25 protein-coding genes are annotated in these 25136 nt (G+C 45.3%); 20 read left to right on the top strand and 5 right to left on the bottom strand.

The window, feature by feature from the left end:
- Positions 1-149: 149 nt before the first annotated feature.
- Positions 150-737, top strand: a complete 588-nt coding sequence (locus ACHAL6_RS13385; protein ID WP_395271169.1) for a hypothetical protein — start codon at positions 150-152, stop codon at positions 735-737.
- Positions 738-940: 203 nt separating this feature from the next.
- Here ACHAL6_RS13385 and ACHAL6_RS13380 read toward each other — a convergent pair whose 3' ends face one another.
- Positions 941-1663 (bottom strand): DNA alkylation repair protein, encoded by a 723-nt coding sequence (locus ACHAL6_RS13380; protein WP_395271168.1) that lies wholly within the window; start codon positions 1661-1663, stop codon positions 941-943.
- Between the two features lie 10 nt (positions 1664-1673).
- A complete protein-coding gene (locus ACHAL6_RS13375; RefSeq protein WP_395271167.1) occupies positions 1674-2141 on the bottom strand; it encodes a peroxiredoxin in 468 nt (155 codons plus the stop codon).
- Between the two features lie 166 nt (positions 2142-2307).
- On the opposite strand from ACHAL6_RS13375, the gene ACHAL6_RS13370 reads away from it, so the two are divergent.
- A complete protein-coding gene (locus ACHAL6_RS13370; RefSeq protein ID WP_395271166.1) occupies positions 2308-3060 on the top strand; it encodes a peptidylprolyl isomerase in 753 nt (250 codons plus the stop codon).
- Positions 3061-3152: 92 nt separating this feature from the next.
- Here the strand turns inward: ACHAL6_RS13370 and ACHAL6_RS13365 are convergent, their stop codons facing one another.
- Positions 3153-3812, bottom strand: a complete 660-nt coding sequence (locus tag ACHAL6_RS13365; RefSeq protein WP_395271165.1) for an HAD family hydrolase — start codon at positions 3810-3812, stop codon at positions 3153-3155.
- A 14-nt stretch (positions 3813-3826) separates the two neighbouring features.
- Positions 3827-4345, bottom strand: coding sequence for a phosphatase PAP2 family protein (locus ACHAL6_RS13360; RefSeq protein WP_395271164.1), 519 nt, complete (start codon positions 4343-4345; stop codon positions 3827-3829).
- A 171-nt stretch (positions 4346-4516) separates the two neighbouring features.
- Here ACHAL6_RS13360 and ACHAL6_RS13355 point away from each other — a divergent pair, with 171 nt between their 5' ends.
- The 7 genes from ACHAL6_RS13355 (at position 4517) to ACHAL6_RS13325 (ending at position 14327) form a co-directional block, all read left to right on the top strand.
- Positions 4517-5260, top strand: a complete 744-nt coding sequence (locus ACHAL6_RS13355) for a tRNA1(Val) (adenine(37)-N6)-methyltransferase (RefSeq protein WP_395271163.1) — start codon at positions 4517-4519, stop codon at positions 5258-5260.
- A complete protein-coding gene (rsmI, locus tag ACHAL6_RS13350; protein ID WP_395271162.1) occupies positions 5257-6096 on the top strand; it encodes a 16S rRNA (cytidine(1402)-2'-O)-methyltransferase in 840 nt (279 codons plus the stop codon). The genes ACHAL6_RS13355 and rsmI overlap by 4 nt, the downstream gene beginning before the upstream one ends.
- A 131-nt stretch (positions 6097-6227) precedes the next feature.
- A complete protein-coding gene (locus ACHAL6_RS13345) occupies positions 6228-6806 on the top strand; it encodes a DUF1836 domain-containing protein (RefSeq protein WP_395271161.1) in 579 nt (192 codons plus the stop codon).
- A gap of 50 nt (positions 6807-6856) precedes the next feature.
- Entirely contained in the window at positions 6857-7000 is a 144-nt protein-coding gene (locus ACHAL6_RS13340; protein WP_207600470.1) for a YvrJ family protein, read from the top strand.
- 192 nt (positions 7001-7192) lie between these two features.
- On the top strand, positions 7193-9502 hold the full coding sequence (locus ACHAL6_RS13335; RefSeq protein ID WP_395271160.1) for an ATP-dependent DNA helicase: 2310 nt from the start codon (positions 7193-7195) through the stop codon (positions 9500-9502).
- A 123-nt stretch (positions 9503-9625) separates the two neighbouring features.
- Positions 9626-12700: an SH3 domain-containing protein gene (locus tag ACHAL6_RS13330; protein WP_395271159.1), complete on the top strand. Its 3075-nt coding sequence runs from the start codon at positions 9626-9628 to the stop codon at positions 12698-12700.
- Between the two features lie 154 nt (positions 12701-12854).
- Positions 12855-14327, top strand: coding sequence for a gluconokinase (locus ACHAL6_RS13325; RefSeq protein WP_395271158.1), 1473 nt, complete (start codon positions 12855-12857; stop codon positions 14325-14327).
- A 42-nt stretch (positions 14328-14369) separates the two neighbouring features.
- On the opposite strand, the gene ACHAL6_RS13320 is transcribed toward ACHAL6_RS13325, so the two are convergent.
- Positions 14370-15242, bottom strand: a complete 873-nt coding sequence (locus ACHAL6_RS13320) for an aldose 1-epimerase family protein (protein ID WP_395271157.1) — start codon at positions 15240-15242, stop codon at positions 14370-14372.
- Positions 15243-15377: 135 nt separating this feature from the next.
- Here ACHAL6_RS13320 and ACHAL6_RS13315 point away from each other — a divergent pair, with 135 nt between their 5' ends.
- The 11 genes from ACHAL6_RS13315 (at position 15378) to ACHAL6_RS13265 (ending at position 25128) form a co-directional block, all read left to right on the top strand.
- Positions 15378-15599: a DUF1659 domain-containing protein gene (locus tag ACHAL6_RS13315; RefSeq protein WP_395271156.1), complete on the top strand. Its 222-nt coding sequence runs from the start codon at positions 15378-15380 to the stop codon at positions 15597-15599.
- A 13-nt stretch (positions 15600-15612) separates the two neighbouring features.
- The gene (locus ACHAL6_RS13310; protein WP_395271155.1) at positions 15613-15819 is read left to right on the top strand and encodes a DUF2922 domain-containing protein; all 207 of its coding nucleotides are present in this window, start codon (positions 15613-15615) and stop codon (positions 15817-15819) included.
- Positions 15820-16031: 212 nt separating this feature from the next.
- Positions 16032-17021, top strand: coding sequence for a YihY/virulence factor BrkB family protein (locus ACHAL6_RS13305; RefSeq protein WP_395271154.1), 990 nt, complete (start codon positions 16032-16034; stop codon positions 17019-17021).
- A gap of 170 nt (positions 17022-17191) precedes the next feature.
- On the top strand, positions 17192-17563 hold the full coding sequence (gene acpS, locus ACHAL6_RS13300) for a holo-ACP synthase (RefSeq protein WP_395271153.1): 372 nt from the start codon (positions 17192-17194) through the stop codon (positions 17561-17563).
- Positions 17563-19089 (top strand): NAD(P)H-hydrate dehydratase, encoded by a 1527-nt coding sequence (locus ACHAL6_RS13295; protein WP_395271152.1) that lies wholly within the window; start codon positions 17563-17565, stop codon positions 19087-19089. The genes acpS and ACHAL6_RS13295 overlap by 1 nt, the downstream gene beginning before the upstream one ends.
- 154 nt (positions 19090-19243) lie before the next feature.
- Complete coding sequence (gene alr / locus ACHAL6_RS13290) at positions 19244-20395, top strand: alanine racemase (RefSeq protein WP_395271151.1); 1152 nt, start codon at positions 19244-19246, stop codon at positions 20393-20395.
- An 8-nt stretch (positions 20396-20403) separates the two neighbouring features.
- On the top strand, positions 20404-21264 hold the full coding sequence (locus tag ACHAL6_RS13285) for a YitT family protein (RefSeq protein ID WP_395271150.1): 861 nt from the start codon (positions 20404-20406) through the stop codon (positions 21262-21264).
- A gap of 20 nt (positions 21265-21284) precedes the next feature.
- On the top strand, positions 21285-22148 hold the full coding sequence (locus tag ACHAL6_RS13280) for a YitT family protein (RefSeq protein WP_395271149.1): 864 nt from the start codon (positions 21285-21287) through the stop codon (positions 22146-22148).
- A gap of 186 nt (positions 22149-22334) precedes the next feature.
- Entirely contained in the window at positions 22335-23027 is a 693-nt protein-coding gene (gene ftsE / locus ACHAL6_RS13275; RefSeq protein WP_395271148.1) for a cell division ATP-binding protein FtsE, read from the top strand.
- Entirely contained in the window at positions 23014-23898 is an 885-nt protein-coding gene (gene ftsX, locus ACHAL6_RS13270) for a permease-like cell division protein FtsX (protein ID WP_395271147.1), read from the top strand. The genes ftsE and ftsX overlap by 14 nt, the downstream gene beginning before the upstream one ends.
- A gap of 21 nt (positions 23899-23919) precedes the next feature.
- Complete coding sequence (locus ACHAL6_RS13265) at positions 23920-25128, top strand: S41 family peptidase (RefSeq protein ID WP_395271146.1); 1209 nt, start codon at positions 23920-23922, stop codon at positions 25126-25128.
- Positions 25129-25136: the final 8 nt, after the last annotated feature.

Here is a 25136-nt window from a genome sequence, read left to right as displayed (position 1 = left end):
ACGGTGGTGTGGGAGGTCGGTAACTGAAATAATCAGTTACCTCCTACCCGATCTGACAGTAAGAAGAAGTTTTGGATTAAAATTTCATGAATTAAGCCAACTTAAAGTGTCAGGCGATATAATGAAAGAAAACAGACTGGAGCGATAATGTGAAACGTATAGTGAACGGTATAGAATTTACAACTATTAACAAGGATTTCAGAAGGATCTTTGATGGCCTCTATGGTGGGAATCAGCATCTTTCCACAAAGCCCCTGGCTATGTTCGGCTGCGGGTCTGTGACCCTTAATAACCATGCGGCTTATACGGAAGGGAAATCCTATGTTCGAGAAGAACTGGTGAAGGATCAGAACCATATGTTCAGAAAGTATCTTCTGGGACCAACCACTGCACTACGATTCAAACTGGCTGCTCTGTGGTATTATGCCAGAAGAGGAAAAAGAGCCAAGGTGAAGATCATACATAGTTATGTGGGCAGTCTTCTTGGCCTGAGAGCCATGATGGTGGATATCAAGAAGCATATAGATGAAGACAATCCTGTACCTCTTATCGTAGGACTGAAGCTTTTTAAAGGCTATAGAGATGGACTTTATAATCATTGGGTAACCGTAACGGGATATGCGGATCACTTCAATGTTCTTGTCTCAAACAACGGGAAAATGGAAGTGATCAATCTGAAGGAACTTTCCGATAAGAGAATGTTTGTGGCTACCGCATCTATTACGATAAGTGAATAAGAAGTATAAAATGGAGCTGCTATTTCTTAGAATTTATATATAAATCAGCAATGAAACTGATTTCTACATTTTTCTCTTTTAGTGCTTTTTGCTACAGTTTCCAAATATCGGAAGTGTTTCTGATCCAATCACGACAAAAAAAGTGCCGCTGCAAAACTATATCACGTAGTTTTACGACGGCACTTTTTTGAGCCAGTGTGTCATCAGCACCTGACATATTTTCTTTTGAATCCCAGTCTTCCCCGGTCCAGTTCCTTTTGGATGGTGGCGATGGGGTGGATGGTTTTCGTCTTCTTCTCTTCTTTTATGAGGTCAATTTCGCCCAGTTCCTCTGCAATCTTCATTGCTTCCTCATGAAGGGGAAGGTAGGATAGGGCTATGGTATAGAGAAATTCACCCATGGCTTTCTTTGCATTCACGGGTGCTTCATGAATGGTTTCTTGCACTTGCCTCATCATGGAGAGGAGCTTCTCTTTGTTAAACTCGCTGTCCTTTCTGTTGCCCAAAAGCCAGCAGTAGCAGCTGTAGCCTGCGGACATTCTGAGGTCTTCTCTGCTTCTGATCCAACGATCCGCCACTTTCTGGGCGCTGTCGGACTCGGACAGCGTCACGGCAACGATGTAGTCGGAAATCATAAAGAAATAGGCATCATCCATCCATCTGTCATAGTCCGCTTCGCTCATACCATTGGGGTCAGCGATGATCCCTGCAAAGTACATGGCATCATAGTTTCCGGTGGCATAGAGCGCTTCTGCCAGAGGCTGATTGATACCGATCTTCTTTGAAAGAGGTTTCATGGCGCCTGTGGCTACACCGAAGAGAGGCTCTTTTGCACCTCTGCTCATATAGCTTTTCTTTGTGCGCTCTTTTCCAAGAGACGCCAGTTCTTTCATGACTGTTTCAAAATCAGGTGATTGCTTCTCCATATAGATTCTCCTACGCTTCTCTGTTTTTCAGAAATTCGATGATCTCCTCCGCATGACCTTCTGCTTTCACCTTGCGGTTCTCATAAATGACAATGCCTTCTTCATCGATGATGAAGGTGCTTCGCTGAATGCCGATGGATTTCTTTCCATACATGTTTTTTTCCGTCAGTACATCATAAAGAGCAGATGCTTCTGAGTCCTCATCTGAAAGCAGAACAAAAGGAAGGTCCAGCTTCGTGATGAACTTGTCATGGGAAGCAAGACTGTCTCTTGAAACACCGATGATGACTGCGTTTTCATCCCGAATTGCCTCGTTATGATCTCGGAAGCTCTCTGCTTCCAAGGTGCATCCAGGGGTATTGTCTCTGGGATAGAAATAGAGAATGACTTTTCTGCCTTTGTAGTCACTGAGAGAATGCTTCTTGTTATCGGAGCCCATAAGTGTAAAATCAGGGGCTTTTTCATGTAGTTTCACCAAAATCGATCACTCCTATAAATATTATTATCTCTATATTATAGCGGGAAGGTATGAACTGAAAATTAAGAAGCAGATAAGCTTTCTTTAGTATGATTGGTATGGTTTTGTAATCCCTATGAAATATGTTAAGATAGAAAAGAATTCACTGTAAAAGGAGTAAATTATAATGGAAAACAAAGTACTGGCAACTGTAAACGGAATCGAAATCACAGATGCGATCCTGGACAGCACAATTGCCTCATTAGCCCCAGAAAGAAGAAGTTATTTTGAATCTGAATATGGCAGAAAGCAGCTGCTGGATCAGCTGGTCAGTGTGGAACTGATCAACGCTTTCGGTTCAGAGCTTGGCCTTGAAAGCGATCCTCAGTACATGGCTCAGGTTGAGCAGGCGCTGAAGGACATCAAGTACAGCTTCACCATGAACAAGATTCTAGGAACCATAACCATCGAAGAGGATGAAGCGAAGGAAGTGTACGAATCCCATCCTGAAAGATATCAGGGTCAGGAAAGCATCAAAGCAAGCCACATTCTGGTAGATGATGAGAATCTTGCCAAAGACCTCATCACCAAGATCAGTAATGAGGAAATATCCTTTGAAGATGCAGCAAGAGAACATTCAAGCTGTCCATCCAAGGAACAGGGTGGAGACCTTGGAGAATTCGGAAGAGGCATGATGGTCAAGGAATTTGAAGATGCAGCCTTTGCCATGAACGAAGGGGAAATGACAAAGAGCCCGGTATCCACACAGTTCGGATACCACATCATCAAGACCACTGAAAAGAAGGGTGCTGAGCCACAGAAGTTTGATGACGTCAAGGAAGAAGTCATGAACAAGATGCTTCAGGATAAGCAGATGGAATACTACACAAAGCTTATGACAGAGCTTCAGGAAAAGTTTCCTGTAGAATACAAGAAATAGTAAGATGCAAATGAAAATCTCTTTCGAATCTTTTCAATCGATTCGAAAGAGATTTTTTCGTTCCATTACACAATGAAAGTATGAGGGTCATCTTAGAGAAGATGTGGAAGCAGTTCTCCGAAATTCTCGATATAGGTGTGGCAGATGCCTAGGATCTCCTCTTTTCTGTCTTCAGAGAACTTATCATGGACGCCGAATACCTTCATGCCTGCCTTTCTCGCGCCGGTCATGGCTGCGGGAATGTCCTCAAAGACCGCGATGCTTTCAGGAGCGATGTCCATGAGCTTTGCTGCCAGAAGATAGACATCAGGCTCCACCTTGGTTTTTCCAGCCATATCCGTTGTGACGATGACATCAAAGAAATGGGCGATGCCTTTGGAAGATACGGTATCTTCCAGGAGCTCCTTGGAGGAGCTGGTGGCGATGGCCATCTTGATGCCTTTTGCCTTCAGTGCGGTAAGAAGAGGAAGAGCGTTGTCCTTCAGTAGGACATTGTGGGTATATTCATGCTTCGCCTGGGTGTTCCAGTGGTTTTTGATATCCTCCACGGATTCAGGAAGGCTGAACTCTCTTTTGAAGTACTCCGCGGTTTCATGGAAACTCAGATGAGAAATGTTTCCCATGAGATCCTCCGGCAGCATTTCAATGCCCTGCTTCAGGATGAAATCTTCATCAATCTTTCTCCATACCCACATGGAATCAATGAGTGTTCCGTCCATGTCAAAAATGACCCCTTTGATATTATCAAACATATGTTATGTACCTCCTAAAAAACATGCACTGCCAGTGCAAAGAAACTTCCGATGATGCCACCGGCGATGACATCTGATGGATAATGTACGCCCAGATATACCCTTGAAAGTGCCACGAGAAGTGCCAGCAGAAGATAGGCAGTGGATGCCACATGACCATTTGTCACCAATGCGGCAGTGACTGCCAGGCTAAATGCTGCAGTGGTATGCCCGGATGGAAAGGAAAACTGATCTACGCCGATCTTGAGACTCTTCAGTTCGATGATGGTCTCAAAGGGTCTTTTTCTTTTTATGGCATTCTTCAGAATGCCCACGGTGATGGAAGAGAGAATCAGTGCTGCAGCAGCATAGAGAGCAAAGTCGTTTATTTTGCTTACAGGAAGAAAGAGGAAGGCAAGGATGAATCCTATGGCGAAAACATCCGATCCCATATACGTTGCAGCAACAAAAAAGTAGTCCAATGGTTTTCTTTTGATTTTCTGGTTGATGTAGATAACAGCACGTTCATCCCAGATTCTGATTTTCTCTATCATATTTTTCCTCACTCGCCTTTAGATATGTAAGATATTATACCCTATTTTCGGTCCAGTTTCACCCATAGGAATGAGCAGGTAACCAATCAGGAAAAAGTGCTTTCTTGTGTTAACGCTGATTTGCCTATAAAATGTAAGAGAATATGAGAGAAGAAGGAAAGTGGGTTGACTATGAACTATTTACTGCCAGGAGAAACGCTGGAAGATCTGGAGAGAGAGGGCCTTAAAATCATACAGAAAGAGAAGGGATTCCGGTTCGGTGTGGATGCGGTTCTTCTGTCAGATTTTGCCAGGGTGAGAAAGAATGATCTGGTGATGGATTTCTGCACCGGCACGGGCATACTGCCTATTCTGCTATATGGGAAAAGCCATGCCAGGCAGATCATGGGCATCGAGCTTCAGGATGAATTTGCGGAAATGGCGAAAAGAAGTGTGGACCTGAATCAGATTGAAGACAAAGTGAAGATCCTGAAAGGAGACATCAAAGATGAGAAGCTCCTGAAAAGTCTTCCGAAGTTCAATGTGGTTACAGTGAATCCTCCTTACAAGAAAGAAAACAGCGGTATCATCAACGAAAAGGATGCGCTGACCATCGCAAGACATGAAGTCAGCCTGAATCTGGAAGATGTGATCAGTGGGGCAAGAACTGTGCTGAAGGACCAGGGAAGGTTCTATATGATTCACAGACCGGAAAGACTTGCGGACATTCTGACCCTCATGAGAAAGTACAGAATTGAACCAAAAAGATTAAGGATGGTCTATCCCAACACGAAGAAGCCGCCGACCATGGTTCTTGTGGAGGGGCTAAGAGACGGAGGAGAATTTCTCAAGGTGGAAGCGCCCTTATATGTCTACAATGACGATGGAACCTATTCCGATGAAATCAGAAGAATTTATGGAGATGATAGAAAATGACGAGACTATATATGGTACCGACACCCATCGGCAATCTGAAGGATATCTCATTGCGTGTACTGGAAGTCCTTAGTGAAGTGGATCGCATCGCATGTGAGGATACCAGGGTCACAGCGAAGCTCTTGAATCGCTACGAAATCAGAAAGCCTCTCATAAGCTATCGTGAACATAACGAGATGGAAGCTTCCGCTTTTATCCTGGACAAGGTGGAAGCGGGAGAAAACATCGCGCTGGTGACAGATGCCGGTATGCCTGGCATTTCGGACCCGGGAGAGGTCATCGTGAAAAAGGCCATTGAAAGAGGCATTGAAGTGAATGTTCTGCCAGGACCATCTGCCCTGATCAATGCGCTTGTTTCTTCAGGTCTTGATACCGGAAGATTCACCTTCATCGGATTCCTGGACAAGGCAAAGAAGAAAAAGAGAGATGAGCTTCAGCTTCTCAAAGAAAGAGAAGAAACGCTGATCTTCTACGAAGCGCCTCATCGGATCCTGGATACCCTTAGCGCTGTTATGGAAGTGTTCGGAGACCGCAGAGTTTCTCTTTCACGAGAACTGACGAAGCTTTATGAAGAGCATCTGAGAGGGACCATCAGTGAAGTGCTGAAGAGCTTCGAAGAAAAGCAGCCCAAAGGAGAATTCGTACTGGTTGTTTCAGGAAAATCTCAGGAAGAGATTCAGATGGAGCGTGAGGAAGGATTCATCCATTTATCCATAAAGGAACATATTCTGGAAGTGATGAAAGAAGGTCTCACGAAGAAAGACGCAGTGAAAAAGGTGGCGGAGCTCAGGGGAATCCCCAAGAAAGAGGTCTATAAGGAAAGCCTGGATCTTTAAGTGCATGAGCCGGAAAATGCAAATGTGATAAAAGCATCAGATAAACAGGAAGAACACTGAAAATGTTTGATATATGGTATTTATTAACATATAATAAAGTTAAAGTAAGTGTTAAATAAGGATGTGAATGTATGAGTGAACAGAATGATCCTACAGCGATCAGTATTGAGGATTCTGTAAAGGTGAAAGCCAAGAGCAGTACGCTGCCTTTGAAGGATTTCCCCAAATACGATCTATTCTTGTCTCAGGTCATCGAGTTTCTGGAAGACTTGTTCAATGACGAGACCTACACCATCAATATCATACAGAATTATATCAAAAGCGATGTCATCGCCAAACCTCATCAGGGGAAAAAGAAAGGATATACGAATATCCATCTGATCCAGCTGGTTTTCGTGAGCTACATGCGACCTGTACTCAGTACGGAAGAGATCAAGAAGGTGTTCAATCTCGCTTTCAATGACATCAACAATCGTGAGGATGATATCATCTCCTGGGAAACAGCCTATGAACTTTTCTATGAAATCCAGAAGAATCAGGCTAAATCCACGTCCAACCTCATTATCGATGAAAAGAAACTACGAGGATATGTGGATGAGCTCAATATCAGGGAAGAGGACAAGGAAAGAATTTTTGTTTTCATTTCTGTTCTGGCGCTGGTGGCAAAAGCCAGCTTCATCAAGAATACAGCCAAGGAACTGATCAACTAGATTTCGCTGCTTCACCCATTGCATGCATAGTTAGCTATGGGGTGAGAAATATGGAAGTACTGATTGATGCCTGTGCCAATATCGGGTTTCCCATGGTCATTGCCATCTATCTTCTGACCAGGATCGAAGGCAAGATGGAGAACCTGACGATCAGCATTAACAAGCTCAGCGGCGCACTAGAAAAATCACTGTAGCAAAGCGGAAAAAATGAAAGAGTGCATAGCAGTATGCAGAAGAAGAGTCCCGAAAGGGACTTTTCTGCTTCCTGCTCATCGTGATTCATAGATGAGACGCAGGTAGACATTGTTCAATTCCAGACTGTATTCATAGCTATTTAGTGGTATAATTCTTATAATGTAAACGATAGAAACAAGCTTGGGGTTATTATGATTGATATAAAGATATCCGTTAGGAATATAATAGAATTCGTGCATCGATATGGGGACATCGTTTCCTCCACCATGGGTGCAAGTCCTCAGAGAATGGAAGAAGGAACCCGCGCTCATGTGAAGATTCAGAAGCAAAGACAAAAAGAAGACTCGTCCTATGAAAAGGAACAGTATCTGAAATATGAGATTCTGTTTGATGATATAAGGTTCACAGTGGATGGAAGAGCGGACGGCATGGTCAGAGGCAGGTATATTGAGGAAATCAAATCCACCTATGCGCCACTGGAAGATGTGGACGAAGACTTCAACAGGCTCTACTGGGCTCAGGTGATGTTCTATGGGTTCATGTACATGGAAGAGCATAAGACGGAGAATATTCTGCTGCTGCTTACCTATTTCAATCTGGATACAGAGGTATCCAAAACCTTCGAAAGAACCTGCAGCTATGAAGAGCTGAAAACCTATGTAAGTGAAACCATTGAAGAATACCTGAAATATGTGAGAGAAGATGCCAGGTGGAAGAAGGAGAGAAATGAATCCTTAAAGAAGCTTCAGTTTCCTTTCCTGAATTACAGAACAGGCCAGAGAGATCTGGCTGTGGATGTGTATCGGACGGTCAGGCAAGGGGGAAAGCTTTTTGCAAAAGCGCCTACAGGTATCGGAAAAACCATATCCACCCTGTTTCCGGCAGTGAAAGCCATAGGAGAAGGGGAAGCGGACCGGATCTTTTATCTCACAGCCAAGGGGACATTGAAGACTGTGGCGGAAGAAGCAGTTGAAATCATAAAAAACAAAGGCGGGAGCGTGAAGTTTCTCACCATCACCAGTAAGGAAAAGGTCTGTCTTAATGATGAAGTGAACTGCAATCCCGATCAATGCACTTTTGCAGAAGGACATTATGACCGGATCAATGAATGCATACTGGATATTCTGAAGAATGAGAGAAGCTACTCCAAAGAGATGATCATCTCCTATGCCAGGAAGTACAGAGTCTGTCCCTTTGAGCTTTCTTTAGACCTTTCCTATTTCAGTGATCTCATCATCTGTGATTACAACTATGTGTTCGATCCCAGGGTCTACTTAAGAAGATTCTTTATGGATGTACGGGAAAACTATATATTTCTTGTGGATGAAGCCCACAATCTTGTGGACAGATCAAGAGACATGTACTCCGCTGTGCTGACGAAGGACATGGTCATGGAAGCGAAAAAGGCCGGGGAGAAATTCTCGTATCTCAAGCGCTCCTTGACAAAGCTCAACAAGAAGTTCATAGAGATGAGAAAAGTGCTGGAGGAGAAAGAGGGAAAGCAGCACTACTTCGGTGTTTCCGACGATCTGATCTTCACCCTCAAGGATTTTCTCATGGCTTTTGAGATCTTCCAGAAGGAAGTCAGAGAAGATTTTGAAGGACGGGATAAGATACTGGATCTCTTCTTTGCGGTGAACGGCTTCCTTAATATAGCTGAAATCTATAATGACGGATATGTGACCTATGAGGAAAACAGCGGAGCCAATGTGATCATCAAGCTTTTCTGCGTCTATCCAAGAGATATTCTCATCGATGTGTTCAAAAGAGCCAAGGCTTCCATTCTGTTCTCCGCCACTTTGTCACCTATGAGCTACTATTTTGATGTGCTTGGAGGAGAAGAGGAGGATTACAGAAAAACACTGGGGTCTCCTTTTCCAAAGGAGAATCTCAAGGTCTATCTGGACAGAAGCATCGATACGAGATACAGAAAAAGAGAAGAAAGTTTTACTGGTATCAGTGAAAACATTTATAAAATGATGAGCAGTAAAAAAGGAAACTATATCGCCTTTTTCCCGTCCTATAAATATATGCGTGATGTTCATGAAATATTCATGGAAAAGTACGGAGAGTGCTTTGAAACTTATATACAGGAACCAAGTTTAGGTGAAAAAGAACGAGGAGAAGTGCTGTCACTGTTTTATGTGGAAAGAGAGAAGAGTTTTGTGGCATTCATGGTATTAGGCGGGATATTTTCTGAGGGAATCGATCTTGCGGGTGATGCGCTCATTGGAACTTCAGTTGTCGGCGTAGGCTATCCTCAGGTGTCCTATGAAAGGGATCTGATCCGAGATTATTTCGCCAGAGATAATCTGGGCTTCGAGTATGCCTATATTTATCCTGGGATCAACCGAGTCCTGCAGGCGGCTGGAAGAGTGATCCGTTCTGAAACGGATCAGGGGCTTGTTCTTCTGATGGATCTGCGTTATTCCTGGGCACAGTATAAACATCTTCTGCCGGAGGAATGGCAGCCGTTATGGGACTGGAAAAATCAGAACTAATGTCTGATTTTAACAGGTGAAATGTGAAATATTTTTAATGAAGCTTAATCAATTGACAGAACTTATGAATTAATTATAACATTAGGTAGACATTGAATAATTTTAGTATGAAAGGAGTAGATTATGTTAAGCAAACGAGCAAAAAAAGTATTGTTGCATACTAGTATTGCCTTAGTGATGAGTCTTTCCGCTACGGCTTTACCGATGAATATGATCGATACAGTTGTAGAAGCGGCAGTAATCAATACTCAGACAGGAAATCTTACAGTCACTGCATATTCTTTATGGGCATACAACGGTCCTGACTGGAATGCAAAGGCAAGAACATATAGCAAGGGCACAACACTCCAGGTCACAGAAAAGCATTCCGTAGATGGAAAAGAGATGTATAAACTGTCCAATGGACTGTACATCAGCGCAAATCCGTCCTATGTGTCATTTTCTGCAACAGCAGCTGCTGCACCGACTGCACCGAGCACGACCACGGATAAGAGAGAAACCACAGCGAATCTCAATATGAGAAGCGGTGCAAGCCTTTCAAACTCCATTCTGCTCACCATACCTAAGGGAACCACTGTGACCGTACAGTCTGTTTCAGGTTCCTGGGCAAAGGTCAGTTACAGTGGAAAGACCGGATATGTTTCCACAAACTATCTTAAAACAGTGACTACATCAACGCCGACGCAGCCTGAAAATACAGCGCCTGAGTCTGGTACAGATATCAGAAAGACCACGGCGAATCTCAATATGAGATCCGGGGCAGGGACTAATAACAGTATTATATTGACAATTCCAAGGAATACCACAGTCACAGTATTAAGTCAGAGTGGAGGCTGGGCGAAGGTCACCTATGGCGGAAAGACCGGATATGTTTCCACCAGCTATCTGACTACCGTTTCAACAACTACTCCAGCACCGGCACCAACACCAGAACCACCTGCAAGTGTTGAAAATGACGTGAGGCAGACCACGGCGAATCTCAATTTCAGAAGCGCAAGCTCCATCACAAGCAGTGTGCTGGGCGTTATTCCGAAAGGTACAAAACTCACCGTACAGAGTGTTTCAGGGACCTGGGCAAAGGTCAGCTATGGTGGAAAGACCGGATATGTTTCGACGAACTATCTGTCCAAAGTATCCACATCGGCACCGACCCCGGCACCAACCCCAACACCTGAACCTTCCAACGATTATAGAGAAACCACTGAAAACCTCAATATGAGAAGTTCAGGAAGTATTTCAGCGACAATTCTCCTCACCATTCCGAAAGGAAGCAAGGTGACAGTATTAAGTGAAAGTGGAGGCTGGGCGAAACTGATCTATAACGGCAGAACCGGTTATTCCTCGGCAGCATATCTCAAGAAGCTGACGGTGGAACCTGCACCGACTCCAGAACCTACTCCAACACCGGAGCCGACGCCAACACCGGAGCCGACGCCGACACCGGAGCCTACTCCAACACCGGAGCCAACGCCGACCCCAACACCTGAACCGACTCCAGAACCCACCCCGGAGCCAACTCCTGAGGAACCTGTTGTTGTGAACAGCAAGATGATCATCACAGGGAATCTCAACTTGAGAGCAGAGCCGGATGGAACTTCAACGGTACTGACGGTGCTTCCTAAGGGAACCATCGTAACAGTGGAGTCTTTTACCGGCAAATGGGGAAAACTTACCTATAACGGTTATGTGGGATATGCTTCACAGAACTATATGAGTCCTTATGATGAACCGGAAGTGGAAGTACCTGCAGATGAGGATATTCGTGAAAACACATATAATCTTAATCTCAGAAGCGGTCCTGGAACAAACTACGGCATCATCCTGACCATTCCTCAGGGAACGAAGCTGACCATCGAAAAGATCGAAGGAAGCTGGGCTCAGGTCACCTACAGCGGCAGGACCGGATATGTTTCCATCGACTACCTCACAAAGGTATCTGGCCCGGATACACCACCGGTGACGGAAGAACCTTCCGAATCCGATTCCATCATTAAGATTGAAGGACCTTCAGGAACACTGGAGTATGCGGATGTCACTGTGAAGGGGTATGTGCTGACAAATGACTCCGTGAAGCAGGTTGATATCATCATCAACGGTGTCACCATAGGAGTTGCAGAAATCAATATGAAGAGGGATGACATCCTTGCTTCCAATCCGGAATTTGCCAATGCAGGAACCAGCGGGTTCAGGCTCATCGTCGGGAAAGACAGATTCAACAATGGTGCAAATCAGGTGACCACCAGCGCGAAAATGGCCGATGGAAGCACGGTGAAGACTTCTGTAAGCTTCACTTACAATAGACCGGTCATTGAAGCCGAAGGCAAGCTGGATCACATGGATGTGGTAAACTACAAGAATGAGGATATTCTTGTTTCCGGCTACGGCAAATTAGATGCAGGCGTTAAGAATGTGCGCGTATATCTGAACGGAAGAGCTCAGGGGACAGCGCAGTATGGAATTTCCCGTGCGGATGATGAGAATCTCAATACAGGATATGAATATCTGATCAAGAGGAACAATCTCTTCCCCGGAAAGAACACCATCAAGGTGGAAGTGAACGGAAACAATGGAGAAAAGCTGACTTACAGCAAGGAGATCAATGTTGAAAAGATCCCTACCATTGTTGTGGACGCGGGTCATGGCGGTAAAGACAGCGGAGCAAGAGGAAATCTGAATGGAACGTATGTATATGAGAAAGTCTATGTTCTTCAGTATGCCCTGGCTTTGGATGCTGAACTTAAGAATGCAGGATTCAAGACCATTCTGACCAGAGGAAATGATACCTTCATCGAACTGGCCGACCGTGCAAGAATCGCAAACGAGGCTCATGCAGATCTGTTCTTCAGTATCCATCATGATTACAGCCCTGACAGCAGTTCACAGGGAGCATTTGTCATCTATCCATCCTACAAGGTATCCAGCATATCCGAGTCGTCCATCAGAGAAAGCATCGATGCGGCAGGATATGTGAAACAGTCCTTCATCTCCATGGGATTCAGAAACAGAAGAGATGGAACGGACCAGAGCATTTCAGGTCATACACTGGCAGTGCTGAGACAGACTGAGATGAGATCGGTCCTGACTGAAATCGGATATATGTCCAATGCGGAAGACCTGTCAAAAATCATTGACCCGGTATTCCAGAAAGCCATGGCGAAATCCCTGGCAGCTCAGATCAAAGCATACTTTGGTATGTAGATGAATCAGTAGTGATGAAGTTTCATATCCCTGTGCAGGAAAGCTGCACAGGGATATTTTCATGTTTCTTCTCATTTGCTGCATTTTGCAAATGGACATTCCGGAAAAATGATCCATAATAGAAGTAGAGTTTTGTAAGAAGAAGGGAAGCAGCATGAAATATAAAATCGGGATCGATATTGGCACCACAAATATAAAGGCAGTGCTCTATGACGAGAATCTCAATAGAGTCTCCATGTCCAGTGAAGGGTTAAGGACCTATCATGACCAGATGGGTTATGCAGAGCAGAATCCGGAGGAGGTCCTGAATGCGTTTTACCGGGTCCTGGATGAGATTCTTCTATCCATGTCAGGTCAGAAGAAAGAGGTGGAGCTTCTTTCTTTTTCCAGTGCCATGCATTCTCTGATCCTCATGGGAAAGGACCATGAACTTCTTACGAGAAGCATCATCTGGTCAGACAACAGGGCTGTAAATGAAGTGGAAGAGTTCAAAAGAAATGAGGACTGGCTGAAGCACTACAGAAATACCGGAACGCCCATCCATCCCATGAGTCCTTTCTTCAAGCTGCTGTGGATTGGAAAGAACACCGGACTACTTGAGAAAACCGGAAAAATCATGGGCATAAAAGAATATATACTGATGCATCTCACGGGAGAGTGTGTCATGGATTATTCCATGGCCTCGGCCACAGGAATGCTGAACATTCATAATCTGGCCTGGGATGAAGAAGCGCTGAGGCATGCCGGAATCACCGAAGCGCTTCTGCCTGCGCTTAAGGATGTGACAGAAAAGGTCTCTGTGGAAAACAGAAGTATACTTGAGAAACCAGGACTTTCCTCCGAACTTGAAATCATGCTGGGCGCATCAGACGGCTGTCTTGCGAACCTTGGAAGTCAGGCGCTTCATAGGGGAGAAACGACGGTGACCATAGGCACCAGCGGAGCGGTGCGCATGACTGTGGATGCGCCTGTTCTGGATGATGCGGGCAGGACCTTCTGCTATTATCTCATGAAAGACAAGTGGGTCATCGGTGGAGCAGTGAATAACGGCGGTAATGTGCTGGCTTGGCTGGGAAGAACGATTCATGAAGAAGAGGAGACAATCTATAAGGACCTTGAGAACCGGGTTAAGGATATTCCGAAAGGAAGTGAGGGGCTGCTCTTCATCCCGTATCTTCATGGAGAAAGGGCACCGCACTGGGATGGAAGACTAAATGCCTCCTTCATTGGTCTTAGCGCTTTTCATGGGAGGGACCATCTGATCCGGTCTGCAGTGGAAGGTATGGTTTTCAATCTCAGGGAAGTATGGGAAATGCTTACTGCATTATCCGGAGACAGCACCACAATCATCGCTTCAGGGGGATTTCTTGAAAGTGCGGTGTGGACCGGAATCCTTTCCGATGTTTTCGGGCGGGATATTGAGATATCTGATGCCGCAGACAGCAGCTGCCTGGGCGCCGTGCTTCTGGATCATGAACCAGAGGGTCTGAAGGCGCAAGGGCATAGAGAAACCATGAGATGCACGAACGAGAATCATGAGGAATATCAGCTTTATTATAGGAAATATATCTGGTATGCGAAGAAAATGGCAGCGCTTCAGAAAGAAGCGCGGGAAATGTTCGAATAAAAAACTGCAGCCTATGCCGGCTGCAGTTTTTATTGTTATGTGCTAATAGCGTATTTCGATGGAATAGGAATGCACTCTGATTTCATGGGGTTTCAGAAGGATGTTGTCTTCCTTTTCCATGAATTCTCCATGGAAGTCCTCATAGTCGGCATGTCCTGCCCAAGGCTCGATGCAGATGAATGGTGAGGAGCCTGAAGTGGTCCAGATTCCAAGGAAAGGAAATTCACGGATGTGGAAGCGCACTTCCTTGTTGCTTTTTCTGCTTTTCAGGGAGAGGTATTCTGATTTCAGGTTCTGAAAGATCAGTGCGTCTTCCTTGAAGAGAGATTTTTCAAGATCGATTCTTGTGACGTTCTTTCCGAAAGGACTCTTGTTTCGCTTCAGAAGCCCAGTCTGACTGTCAAGTCCGATGGTCTGGAGATCTTCCGCATGCTGGAATTCCAGATAATAATCGGTGAAGCTCTCTGCTCTATTTCTTGGGGCAAGAAATGCCGGATGTGCGCCGACGGAATAAGCGAGGTCTGTCTCACCGGTGTTTTCAGTCTTATATCCTACGGTGATTTTCTTTCCTTCCAGGATATACTCCACGATGAACCTGAAGTGGAAGGGGTACAGTTTCAGCGTTTCTTCACTGCTTTCCAGCAGGAAGCTGACCTTGTTTTCGGTCCGTTCCAGAATACTGAAAGGCATATTTCTTGCAAAGCCGTGTCTTCTGACGGGATAGGAGATTCCCTGATGCAGAAGCTGGTTCTGATTCAGGACTCCGACCACAGGAAACAGATGCGGTGCACTGTAGCCCCAGTACTTCTCATCTCTGAGCAGATATTCCTGACCTTCCATATCTTTGATGCTGACAAGTTCTGCGCCAAGTTCAGTGAGTTCGATGCTGAGATAGGTGTTCTGTAAGACGATCATATCGATTCCTCCCGAGTTTATCTTCTTTCCTTCAAGTATATCATCAAAGTACTTTGAAATTGTTGAATTTCTGTGAGGAATCCCTGCTCATTGGGAGAGAACCGCATAATTAAGTTATGAAAGGGGTTGGTAATAATGGCAGTAACAGTAACAAATCTATCCAAGGACCTGATTCTTACTTTTGAGAGGTTCAACGACCAGGGGAAATCCGTGGGCGAAACCAGAAGAGTGAGAAACTTCAAAGTGGGGGCACTTCCTGAAGATCTTCATGAAGTGGCACTCATGATTGCGGCTTTATCCGAGCAGAACTGCGAAGGTATCAGCATGCAGGACGTCAGCGAAATCACAGCGGCATAGGAGGTAGGAAATTATGAATACTCTTACAATGACTTTCCAGACCAAGGAAGGTAAAAATTACAACCTGAGACTTCCCAAGGTGAGAACCGACATCACGGACCTGGAAGTGGAGGAGCTTATGAGCGCCATCATTTCAAAGAATCTCTTCTTTGAAGGAGAAAAGGAACTGGAATCCATAGGATCCGCTTCCATCAACAGGGAAGAGGAAATCATCGCATAAATGAAATGAAGGTGGGCTGATCATCCGAAAGGGTGGTGAGCCCACCTTTTTCATCACGTTTTTTTCGCAGGCTGATTTCATTTCAAGGGTTAACCGGATGTTTTCTCTTTGTTCACGGTAATGTCTTTGGGAATAAGGACATATCTATTGTATAATTTTAGTAACAGTATGTGGTTATACGATGAAAACCCTATAACCGAAGGGGGTACGATATGAAAAATGCACTGGAATTCATGAATGGGTTTCTGAAGAAAATCAAAAGGGATGACAGCATAGCCTATGCATACCAGCTTACCTATGGGCTTCTTCTGTCCATCTTCCCCTTTCTGATCTTTCTCATGACACTTATTGCCTATCTGGGACTGGATACCAGCTATGTGCTGAATCTCATGAAGACGAGTTTTCCGGAGGAAATCTATAAACTGGTCAGCGGACCTGTGATAGACCTTGTTCAGAATCAGAGAGGCGGCCTTTTATCCGCATCTGTATTTGCGGCAGTCTACACATCATCAGGAGGGTTCAGGGCGTTCATGAAGGGGATGAACAAGTCCATGGGATACACGAACAATCGTGGGATTCTATACAAGTACCTCATTTCCATCGTATGGGTGATCATGCTGGCGACGACTATACTCCTTGCACTGGTGGGAATCGTATTCGGAAAGCAGATTCTAGGACTCATCACCTCCTACTTCCCGCACTTTCCAGCAGCAGGACTCATTGAAGTGTTAAGAATCATCGTACCGGTGGCACTTCTTTTCGGTATTCTTTCTCTGGCATATATGTTCATACCGATCCGAAACATCAGGTTCAAGTATGCTTTTCCTGGCGCAGTTTTTTCGACGCTGCTCTGGATTACAGTCACCTTTCTGTTCCAGTTCTATGTCAATAACTTTGCCGATTATTCCAGATTCTATGGAACCCTTGGAGCTGTGATCGGTCTTCTGCTATGGCTGTCACTGACGTCGATCATCATGATAGTCGGTGCATCGCTGAATGCTTATCTGATAGAGGTCAAGGATGTGAAGCATCCCTTCCTTCGTAAAAAGAAATCTGATGATCAGGACATGTACCGGAATATGGATGGAGAAAAAATGGAGAATGAGGAAGAAACACTTTCCATTCCTGAGCGGAAATTTGAAGCGCTGAAGGAACGATTCCGAAAGACCATGGAGGCGAAAGAAGAGAAGGAAGACCAGTAAGACAGGTTCGAAGAAAGTTACAGGCGTTCTGCTTCAGAAAAGCAGGACGCTTTTTATCATGATGCGGCTAATATAAACTTTCTAAGAACAATGGTCTAAGTCATTTATCTTCTCTTATCATACTATATTCTTCATAGTATAATTTAGGGTAAAAGACAGGTGGTGAATGCATGATTTTAGGTACTGGGATTGATATCATTGAAATTGAAAGAGTCCATACTGCCTTCCATACGGAAAGAAGAAAGAATCGAATCTTCACGGAAGGTGAAATTGAAAAAAGCGGACAGTCCAAGTCAAGGCTGGCCGGATTCTATGCGGCCAAAGAAGCGTTCTCCAAAGCCCTGGGTACGGGAATCAAAGGAATCTCCTTCAAGGAAATCGAAGTGCTGAAGGATCAGGAGGGAAAACCCTATTTCAACATGGAGCCGCTGAAGGACCACCTGAAAGAAAGATTCGGAGAGAAGAAGTTTCACGTTCATCTGACCATTTCCCATGATCGGGAAAGAGCTATTGCCATGGTTATTATCGAGGAGGAGAAGTAATGCATGTTACAGATGTCAAAGCGATGAGAGAAATGGACAGACGTGCCGTTTCGGAATATGGAATCCCGGGAATCCTTCTCATGGAAAATGCCGCCATGGCTGTGATGAATCATCTGGATCTGTCTCTCCACTATTTTGTTCTGGTATGTGGCCCTGGCAACAATGGCGGGGATGGATTTGCTCTTGCCTGGAAACTGAAGAAACTGAATAAGGAAGTGGATGTGTTCTACGTATCCGATGGGAAAGAACCTGAAGGGGATGCGAAAATCTATTACGACATCATAAGAAAAACCGATGTCTCTGTGGAAGTGATGTCTGATTCCGAAAATCTGTGGTCCTTCATTGAAGCGCTGAGAGATGCGGATCTGGTGGTGGATGCCCTTCTGGGAACAGGCCTAAGCAGAGAGATTTCTCCGCTTTTCAGAGAAGTCATTGAATACATGAATGATTTCTCCGAAAAGACTCTATCGGTGGATGTTCCTTCAGGTTTGTCGGCGGATTCAGGCATGCCGATGCCTCTAGCGGTGAAAGCATCTAAAACGGTCACTTTTGAAGCCATGAAACAGGGACTTCTTTCCTATACGGCCATTCCCTATACCGGTGTTCTTGTAATGGAGAGAATCGGAATTCCGGAAAGACTCAAGGAGGAAGTCTCCGATGCGGTATATCTAACCGATGAAGAGGATGTCATGAAGATCCTTCCGGACAGAGAGATCACCGGACATAAGAACCAGTACGGGAGGGTGCTTGTGGTGGCCGGATCAAGAGGATTCACAGGAGCGGCCATGCTGAGCGCAGAAGCGGCCCTTGCAACAGGCTCAGGTCTTGTGACACTCTGTTCCTATAATGAAACCATGGGCGTTCTGGTGCCCAGGCTCACGGAAATCATGAGCCTCTATGAGAACAACCTGGAAGAGGGCGTCCGGAGAGCCGACATTGTGGCCTTCGGTCCAGGACTGGGCCCTTCCCGGGACACCCTGAAGCTTCTTTTAAGGGTGGTCAAGACCCTTCAGGAAGAAGAGAAGACAGGATCTACACTGGTCATAGATGCCGATGGACTGAATGTGCTGGAAGGGAAATGTGAAATACTAAAGCCTCTTTGCTTCCATGTGGTTCTTACACCGCATCCGGGAGAGATGGCAAGGCTCACCGGGAAAACGAAGAAGGAAATCGAAGAAAACAGAATAGACGCTGCAAAGAGCTTTGCGAAGGAGCATGGCGTCATCGTCGTCCTTAAGGGATACCATACGGTGATCACAGATGGAGAAAGAGTGAACATCAATTCCACAGGTTCTTCAGCTATGGCTCAGGGTGGCATGGGAGATGCCCTGACGGGAATCATCGCCTCCTTATCGGGACAGGGGATTTCTCCTTTCGAAGCTGCAGTGCTTGGCACCTATATACATGGATGCATCGGGGATCAGCTGGCGAAGGAACGCTACAGTGTGAAAGCTTCGGAAATCATCGAGAATATCCCGTATTACATGAAAAAGCTCCAATTCAGAAAAAAAGAGACCTGTAAATGAGAATCAGCCCGGATGCGTGACGATGAATATGAAATATCAGGCAAAGTAATGAAATCATCTATGAGGTTATGATAAGATAATAGATGGACAAAAATTCAGAGTTTATGGGAAATAAGATAAAGGGAGCGCTTCAAATACAATGAGGAACGAAAAAATGAGACCTTTATGGGCAGAAATCAATCTCGATCATCTGGCATATAATGTCAGGAACATCAAGAAGCTTGTGGGAAAGAGCAGGCTGGTAGCCATCGTCAAGGCCGATGCCTATGGTCATGGCGCGTCCTGTGTAGCACAGACCATGGTGGAAGCCGGTGCGGAAGCCTTCGGTGTGGCAGTGATCACAGAAGCGCTTGAGATGAGAGAGAGCGGAGTCAGAGAAACGATCATGGTTTTAAGCTATACGCCTCCGGCTTATTATTCTGATGCCATCAATCATGACATCATACTGAACTGCCTTTCCTATGAGGATGTGGAGAGGCTGGACCAGGTGGCCGGAAAGCTGGGAAAAACCGCGAAGATTCTCATCTCTCTGGATACAGGTATTGGCCGGGTAGGATTCCAGCCGGATGAAGAAGGCATTGCTGAAATCATACGGATGAAGAAGCTGAAGCATATCGAGATGAACAGCATTTACACCCATTTCGCTTCAGCAGACTACGAAGATAAGAAAACCACCTATATTCAGCTTGAAAAATATAAAGCCGCCATCACGAAGCTGAAAGAAGCGGGAGTTGTTTTTGAACATGAACATGTGGCAAACAGTGCTGCAATTGTAGACCTTAAGGAGACTTATCTGGAAAGCGTGCGGCCGGGCATCATCCTCTATGGATATCATCCTTCCGATGAGGTGAAGAAAGAGAACCTGTCTCTGAAACCTGTCATGAGCATCAAGGGCCGAATCATCCAGCTGAAGACGGTACCCAAGGGGACCGGCATCAGCTACGGACACAAGTTCATCACGGAGAAAGAGGCGACCAGGATTGCAACGATTCCCATCGGATATGCCGACGGATACTTCCGTGGACTTTCGGGAAAAGCCAAGGTCATCGTCCATGGCGTTCTATGCCCTCAGGTGGGCTCCGTCTGCATGGACCATATTATGGTGGATGTGACTGAAGTTCCGGATGTGAAGGTGCTGGATGTGGTGACGCTTATGGGGGAAGAAAACGGTGTTTCCTTCACGGCGGACCATATGGCGAAGATCCTTGGAACCATACCTTACGAAGTGGTCTGTGCGGTTTCCAAGAGAGTGCCCAGAATCTACATGAAAAATAATGAAGAAATCGAAAGAAGAGAATACGTGTAGGAGCAAAGATGAAGAAATACAAAGAATATGTACTCATTACCTTCGGGTCTGCCCTTGTGGCGCTGGCCATTCAGCTGTTTTTCGTACCCAATCAGATTGCGCCAGGTGGTGTATCTGGGATCGGACTGGTGCTGAATTCAGTAACGCCACTGGTTTCCGTATCCACCTATGTCATCATACTTAATATCATTCTGTTTCTCCTGGCATTTCGGCTTCTGGGTGGAGGCTTCGGGTTCAAGACCATCTATGCAAGTTTCTCCCTATCCATCATCATGTGGATCATCGAGAACATCATCAGACCGGAGAATATTACAGACGATCTCATGCTGGCCAGTATCCTGGGGATCCTTCTTCTGGGAACAGGTCTGGGCATTGTATTCAATCAGGATGCGTCCACTGGCGGAACAGACATCCTGGCTAAGATTCTGAATAAATACACACACCTTTCCATGGGCTTGTCCATGACCATCATCGATCTCATCGTGGTGGTTCTTGTGGCATTTTTCTTTGGTCTGGAAAGAGGTCTGTATGCGGGGCTTGCAACCTTTCTCAATGGTATCGTCATCAACCGTGTGGTGGGTGGATTCAATGAGAAGAAGCAGGTCTTCATCATTACCAGAGACAAGGAGGAAGTGAAATCCTTCATCGTCAATGACATCCAGAGAGGGGCGACGATTTTTTCGGGGGAAGGCGGATTTTCCGGTGCCGAGAATCATGTGATCTACACGGTTCTTTCGACCAAGGAGTTCGTTCATCTGAAAATGTATCTGAGAGAGCATCATCCGGATTCCTTCGTCACCGTCAGCAGTACCACAGAGGTACTGGGACAGGGATTCAGCATGCCAAAGAAAACAGTCGGTGAGAACTGAAAGAAAACTGGAGGTAAGCCATGAAAGAAATGATTAAAAAGTTTAGCGTCAAGGATTTTGTCATGATCACAGTAGGGATATTTCTTGTGGCTTTCGGGCTGGAGTATTTTCATATCCCCAACAACATCGCCGCTGGTGGTGTCTCAGGTCTTGCCATCATCATCAATAATTTCATTCCACTACTGCCTGTGGGCATCATCATCCTGATTCTGAACCTGATTCTCTTTGCGGTGGCCTTCCTTACACTGGGGGGCGGATTCGGAGCGAAAACCCTATATGCTTCCTTCGGTCTGTCTGGAATCATGTGGATCATGGAAACATTCTTCACACCTGTAATTCTATCGGAAGATCTTTTCATCAACGCAGCAGTAGGTGCACTGATCATCGGAACGGGTATGGCCATGGTATTCAATTACGGGGCTTCTACCGGAGGAACGGATATCCTGGCTAAAATTCTGAATAAATATATTCATGTGGAGATCGGGAAATCCCTCCTTGCGGTGGATTTCATCATCGGTATAACAGGGCTTGCCACCTTCGGCATCACAGCAGGTCTTTATGCGCTGCTATGCATCGTGGCCAATGGAACGCTCATCGACAGACTCATCGATGGTTTCAACACATCCAAGGAACTGATGATCATCAGCAAAAGAGAAGAACAGATCATAAAGTTCATCATCGAAGAGCTGGACAAATCCTGCACGGTCCTGAACGGATATGGAGGATACACCTCGGAAGATATTCAGATTCTCTACGTGATCCTCAGCAGACGTGAATACATCAGGCTGAGAAGCTACATCAAGGAAATCGATCCTAAGGCATTCATCTCCGTCAATGAAGTCCATGAGGTGCTTGGAGAAGGGTTTATGGACATCAAGCTGTAGCCGACATCAGAGTGATATGTGAAGACAAGTTTTCTTCATAAAATCTTTACATTATTATGACATAATTAGTACTCGTGAGGATAATGAAAAATCCATGCGAAAGTACAGAGCTTCAACGAGATATCGGAACTGAAAAAACAGATTTTTTTCAGATGGAACAGCAATAAGAACATTGGGAGATGTAATATGATAGAGTTTAAGAATGTCACGAAAAAATATGACAATAAAGTCCTTGCACTGGACAACATCAGTGTGAGAATCGACTCCGGAGAGTTCGTCTTTCTGGTAGGTGCCAGCGGAGCGGGTAAATCCACCTTCGTTAAGATGCTTCTCAAGGAAGTGGAGCCCACCAGCGGAGAAGTGATTGTCGGGAACAAGAACCTGATGGGTGTCACAAAAAAGGATGTCCCATACTACAGAAGAAAAATCGGTATGGTATTCCAGGATTACAGACTCATTCCTACATTGAATGTATATGAGAATGTGGCTTTTGCCATGCGTGTCATCGATGCTACACCAAAGGAGATCCGAAGAAGAGTTCCTATGGTTCTTGCACTGGTGGGATTATCAGACCGCTCAAGGAGTTTTCCAAGTGAATTGTCCGGTGGAGAGCAGCAGAGAGTTTCTCTTGCCAGAGCCATCGCCAACAATCCTACTCTTCTTATTGCAGACGAGCCCACAGGAAATCTGGACCCTGAAACAGCGAAGGATATCATGAGACTGCTCATGGACATCAACAGAGCAGGGACAACCATTCTCATGGCTACCCATGCGAAAGATATCGTGGATTCCAGCAAACGAAGAGTAATCGCCCTGGAGAAGGGACAGATTGTGAGAGACGAAAAGAAGGGCAGGTATGAATTCAATGCAGAAAATTAAGATGTTCACCCTTGATGCCCTGAAAAGCCTCAAGAGAAATAAGACCATAACACTGGCAAGTATCGTTACCGTTTCCGCAACACTCTTCATATTCGGTGTGTTCCTGCTTGTGGCACAGACCATCAATATGGGTGTGGAATCCGTGGAATCCAAAGTGGAAATCAAAGCCTACCTCAATGACGGCATCACAACCACGGAGCAGAGCAATGTGGAAAGCATCATAAACTCAGTGGAAGGCGTCAAAGAAGTATATTATGAGACAAAGGAAGAAGCCTTTGAACACTTCAAGGAAAGACTGGGAGAAGACAATTCCATTCTCACAGGTTTCTCAGAAGAAAGAAATCCGCTTCCTAACTCATTTGTGATCAGTCTGGATGAACCGGAAGCCGCCATGAGAGTTGAAGATGCTCTAACGGGCGTAAGAGGCGTGGAAGATGTCGGAAATGAAAGAGAAACCGTCGAGAAGATCATCGGACTTGCAAAACTCATCAGAAGTATGGGTGTAGTCATCTTCATCATTCTGGTTCTGGTTTCACTGTTCCTGATTTCCAACACCATCAAGCTGACGGTATATTCAAGAAGAAGAGAAATCGGAATCATGAAGTTTGTTGGTGCAACAGACTGGTTCATCAGATGGCCTTTCATCATTGAAGGGATGATCATGGGACTTGTGGGAGGAATCATCGCATTTGGCGTTGTTTACTCCGCTTATAGAGTGGTTTATGCAGATGTTACCCAGAGCATGTTTTATGCGGAACTTGTCACTCCACAATATGTCATGCAGAACTTCTCCTGGCAGTTCGGAATCACAGGGCTTGTAATCGGAGCACTGGGAAGCTTTATTGCACTGAAGAGATTCCTGGATGTATAATGAATTTGGAGGGTGATTACATTGTATGAGGACAGCAATAAAAAACGTACCAGTAAGATAATAACTTTTTTTCTGATTCTGATCATAGGAACAGGTGCGTTCTTCTTCGGAACCGTATATGGTTCCTTGAACAGCAAGGAAATCATAGATAATGGAACACCCGTGGTCGGGGATTCGTCCTTTGACAAACTATATGAAGTAAGAGATGTCATAAACAGTCAGTATTATCAGGACATCGATCAGGATGCTCTTGTGGAAGGAGCCATCAAAGGTATGGTCAATTCCATCGGAGATCCCTATACGGTGTTCTTCAATGCTGAAGAATATAAGGATTTCAATGATGACGGCGACGGCAATTATGTCGGCATAGGCGTCATCGTGGGCATCAAGGAAGATAAGATCGTCGTCATCACACCTTTTGAAGGATCTCCTGCCTACGAAGCCGGACTTCGTTCAGGCGACTTCATCACGAAAGTGGAAGGTGTGGAGTATCAAGGCACAGACCTGGACAAGGCCGTATCCGTGATCAAAGGAGAAGAAGGGAAACCTGTAATTCTCACAATCATGAGAAATGGCGAGGAGCAGGATATCACCATCGTAAGAGCAAGCATCACCATCGTGAATGTGGAATCTGAAATGCTTCAGGGCGATATTGCCCATGTGACCATGCTTCAGTTCAGCAACAATACCGCAGAACAGGTAAGAGAAGCCATGGAGGATCTGAGAGAACAGGGTGCCGAAGGGTACATTCTGGATCTTAGGGGAAATCCAGGCGGATTCCTGGACGAAGCTGTGGATGTGGCCTCGCTCTTTGTGGAGAAGGATCAGACCATTCTCTATACACTGGATAAGTATGAGCAGAAAAAAGAGTACAGATCCTATGGCGGGGATTTCATCGGTGTACCCCTTGTGGTGCTCATCGATGGCGGCAGCGCATCTGCTTCCGAAGTGGTTTCCGGAGCGCTGAAAGATTACGAAGCGGCCACTCTGGTGGGACAGAAATCCTTCGGGAAAGGTATAGTCCAGATGGTATATCAGGTGGGGAACGGCGAAGCTGTGAAAGTGACGGTATCTTCGTATTATTCTCCAGATGGAATCAACATCCACGGAGAAGGAATTGTTCCGGATATCGAAGTGGAAATACCTGAAGACACAGAAGTGCCTCTTACCATGGAAAACGACACACAACTACAGAAAGCTGTTGAAGTCTTGAGAGAGATGATGCAGTAAAGAAAGAG

This window comes from Proteiniclasticum sp. C24MP (assembly GCF_043951855.1).
Taxonomy (GTDB): Bacteria; Bacillota; Clostridia; order Clostridiales; family Clostridiaceae; genus Proteiniclasticum.
This window is presented reverse-complemented; position numbering and strand designations above follow the sequence as displayed.

What these genes read in the sequence shown, in the direction of transcription:
- rsmI (WP_395271162.1), top strand. Translation starts at nt 5,257, where the DNA reads ATGACGAGACTATATATGGTACCGACACCCATCGGCAATCTGAAGGAT.
- ACHAL6_RS13360 (WP_395271164.1), bottom strand. Translation starts at nt 4,345, where the DNA reads ATGATAGAGAAAATCAGAATCTGGGATGAACGTGCTGTTATCTACATC.
- ACHAL6_RS13295 (WP_395271152.1), top strand. Translation starts at nt 17,563, where the DNA reads ATGCATGTTACAGATGTCAAAGCGATGAGAGAAATGGACAGACGTGCC.
- ACHAL6_RS13340 (WP_207600470.1), top strand. Translation starts at nt 6,857, where the DNA reads ATGGAAGTACTGATTGATGCCTGTGCCAATATCGGGTTTCCCATGGTC.
- ACHAL6_RS13365 (WP_395271165.1), bottom strand. Translation starts at nt 3,812, where the DNA reads ATGTTTGATAATATCAAAGGGGTCATTTTTGACATGGACGGAACACTC.
- ftsE (WP_395271148.1), top strand. Translation starts at nt 22,335, where the DNA reads ATGATAGAGTTTAAGAATGTCACGAAAAAATATGACAATAAAGTCCTT.
- ACHAL6_RS13345 (WP_395271161.1), top strand. Translation starts at nt 6,228, where the DNA reads ATGAGTGAACAGAATGATCCTACAGCGATCAGTATTGAGGATTCTGTA.
- ftsX (WP_395271147.1), top strand. Translation starts at nt 23,014, where the DNA reads ATGCAGAAAATTAAGATGTTCACCCTTGATGCCCTGAAAAGCCTCAAG.
- ACHAL6_RS13310 (WP_395271155.1), top strand. Translation starts at nt 15,613, where the DNA reads ATGAATACTCTTACAATGACTTTCCAGACCAAGGAAGGTAAAAATTAC.
- ACHAL6_RS13380 (WP_395271168.1), bottom strand. Translation starts at nt 1,663, where the DNA reads ATGGAGAAGCAATCACCTGATTTTGAAACAGTCATGAAAGAACTGGCG.
- ACHAL6_RS13315 (WP_395271156.1), top strand. Translation starts at nt 15,378, where the DNA reads ATGGCAGTAACAGTAACAAATCTATCCAAGGACCTGATTCTTACTTTT.
- ACHAL6_RS13305 (WP_395271154.1), top strand. Translation starts at nt 16,032, where the DNA reads ATGAAAAATGCACTGGAATTCATGAATGGGTTTCTGAAGAAAATCAAA.
- ACHAL6_RS13355 (WP_395271163.1), top strand. Translation starts at nt 4,517, where the DNA reads ATGAACTATTTACTGCCAGGAGAAACGCTGGAAGATCTGGAGAGAGAG.
- ACHAL6_RS13325 (WP_395271158.1), top strand. Translation starts at nt 12,855, where the DNA reads ATGAAATATAAAATCGGGATCGATATTGGCACCACAAATATAAAGGCA.
- alr (WP_395271151.1), top strand. Translation starts at nt 19,244, where the DNA reads ATGAGACCTTTATGGGCAGAAATCAATCTCGATCATCTGGCATATAAT.
- ACHAL6_RS13370 (WP_395271166.1), top strand. Translation starts at nt 2,308, where the DNA reads ATGGAAAACAAAGTACTGGCAACTGTAAACGGAATCGAAATCACAGAT.
- ACHAL6_RS13280 (WP_395271149.1), top strand. Translation starts at nt 21,285, where the DNA reads ATGAAAGAAATGATTAAAAAGTTTAGCGTCAAGGATTTTGTCATGATC.
- ACHAL6_RS13335 (WP_395271160.1), top strand. Translation starts at nt 7,193, where the DNA reads ATGATTGATATAAAGATATCCGTTAGGAATATAATAGAATTCGTGCAT.
- acpS (WP_395271153.1), top strand. Translation starts at nt 17,192, where the DNA reads ATGATTTTAGGTACTGGGATTGATATCATTGAAATTGAAAGAGTCCAT.
- ACHAL6_RS13330 (WP_395271159.1), top strand. Translation starts at nt 9,626, where the DNA reads ATGTTAAGCAAACGAGCAAAAAAAGTATTGTTGCATACTAGTATTGCC.
- ACHAL6_RS13285 (WP_395271150.1), top strand. Translation starts at nt 20,404, where the DNA reads ATGAAGAAATACAAAGAATATGTACTCATTACCTTCGGGTCTGCCCTT.
- ACHAL6_RS13320 (WP_395271157.1), bottom strand. Translation starts at nt 15,242, where the DNA reads ATGATCGTCTTACAGAACACCTATCTCAGCATCGAACTCACTGAACTT.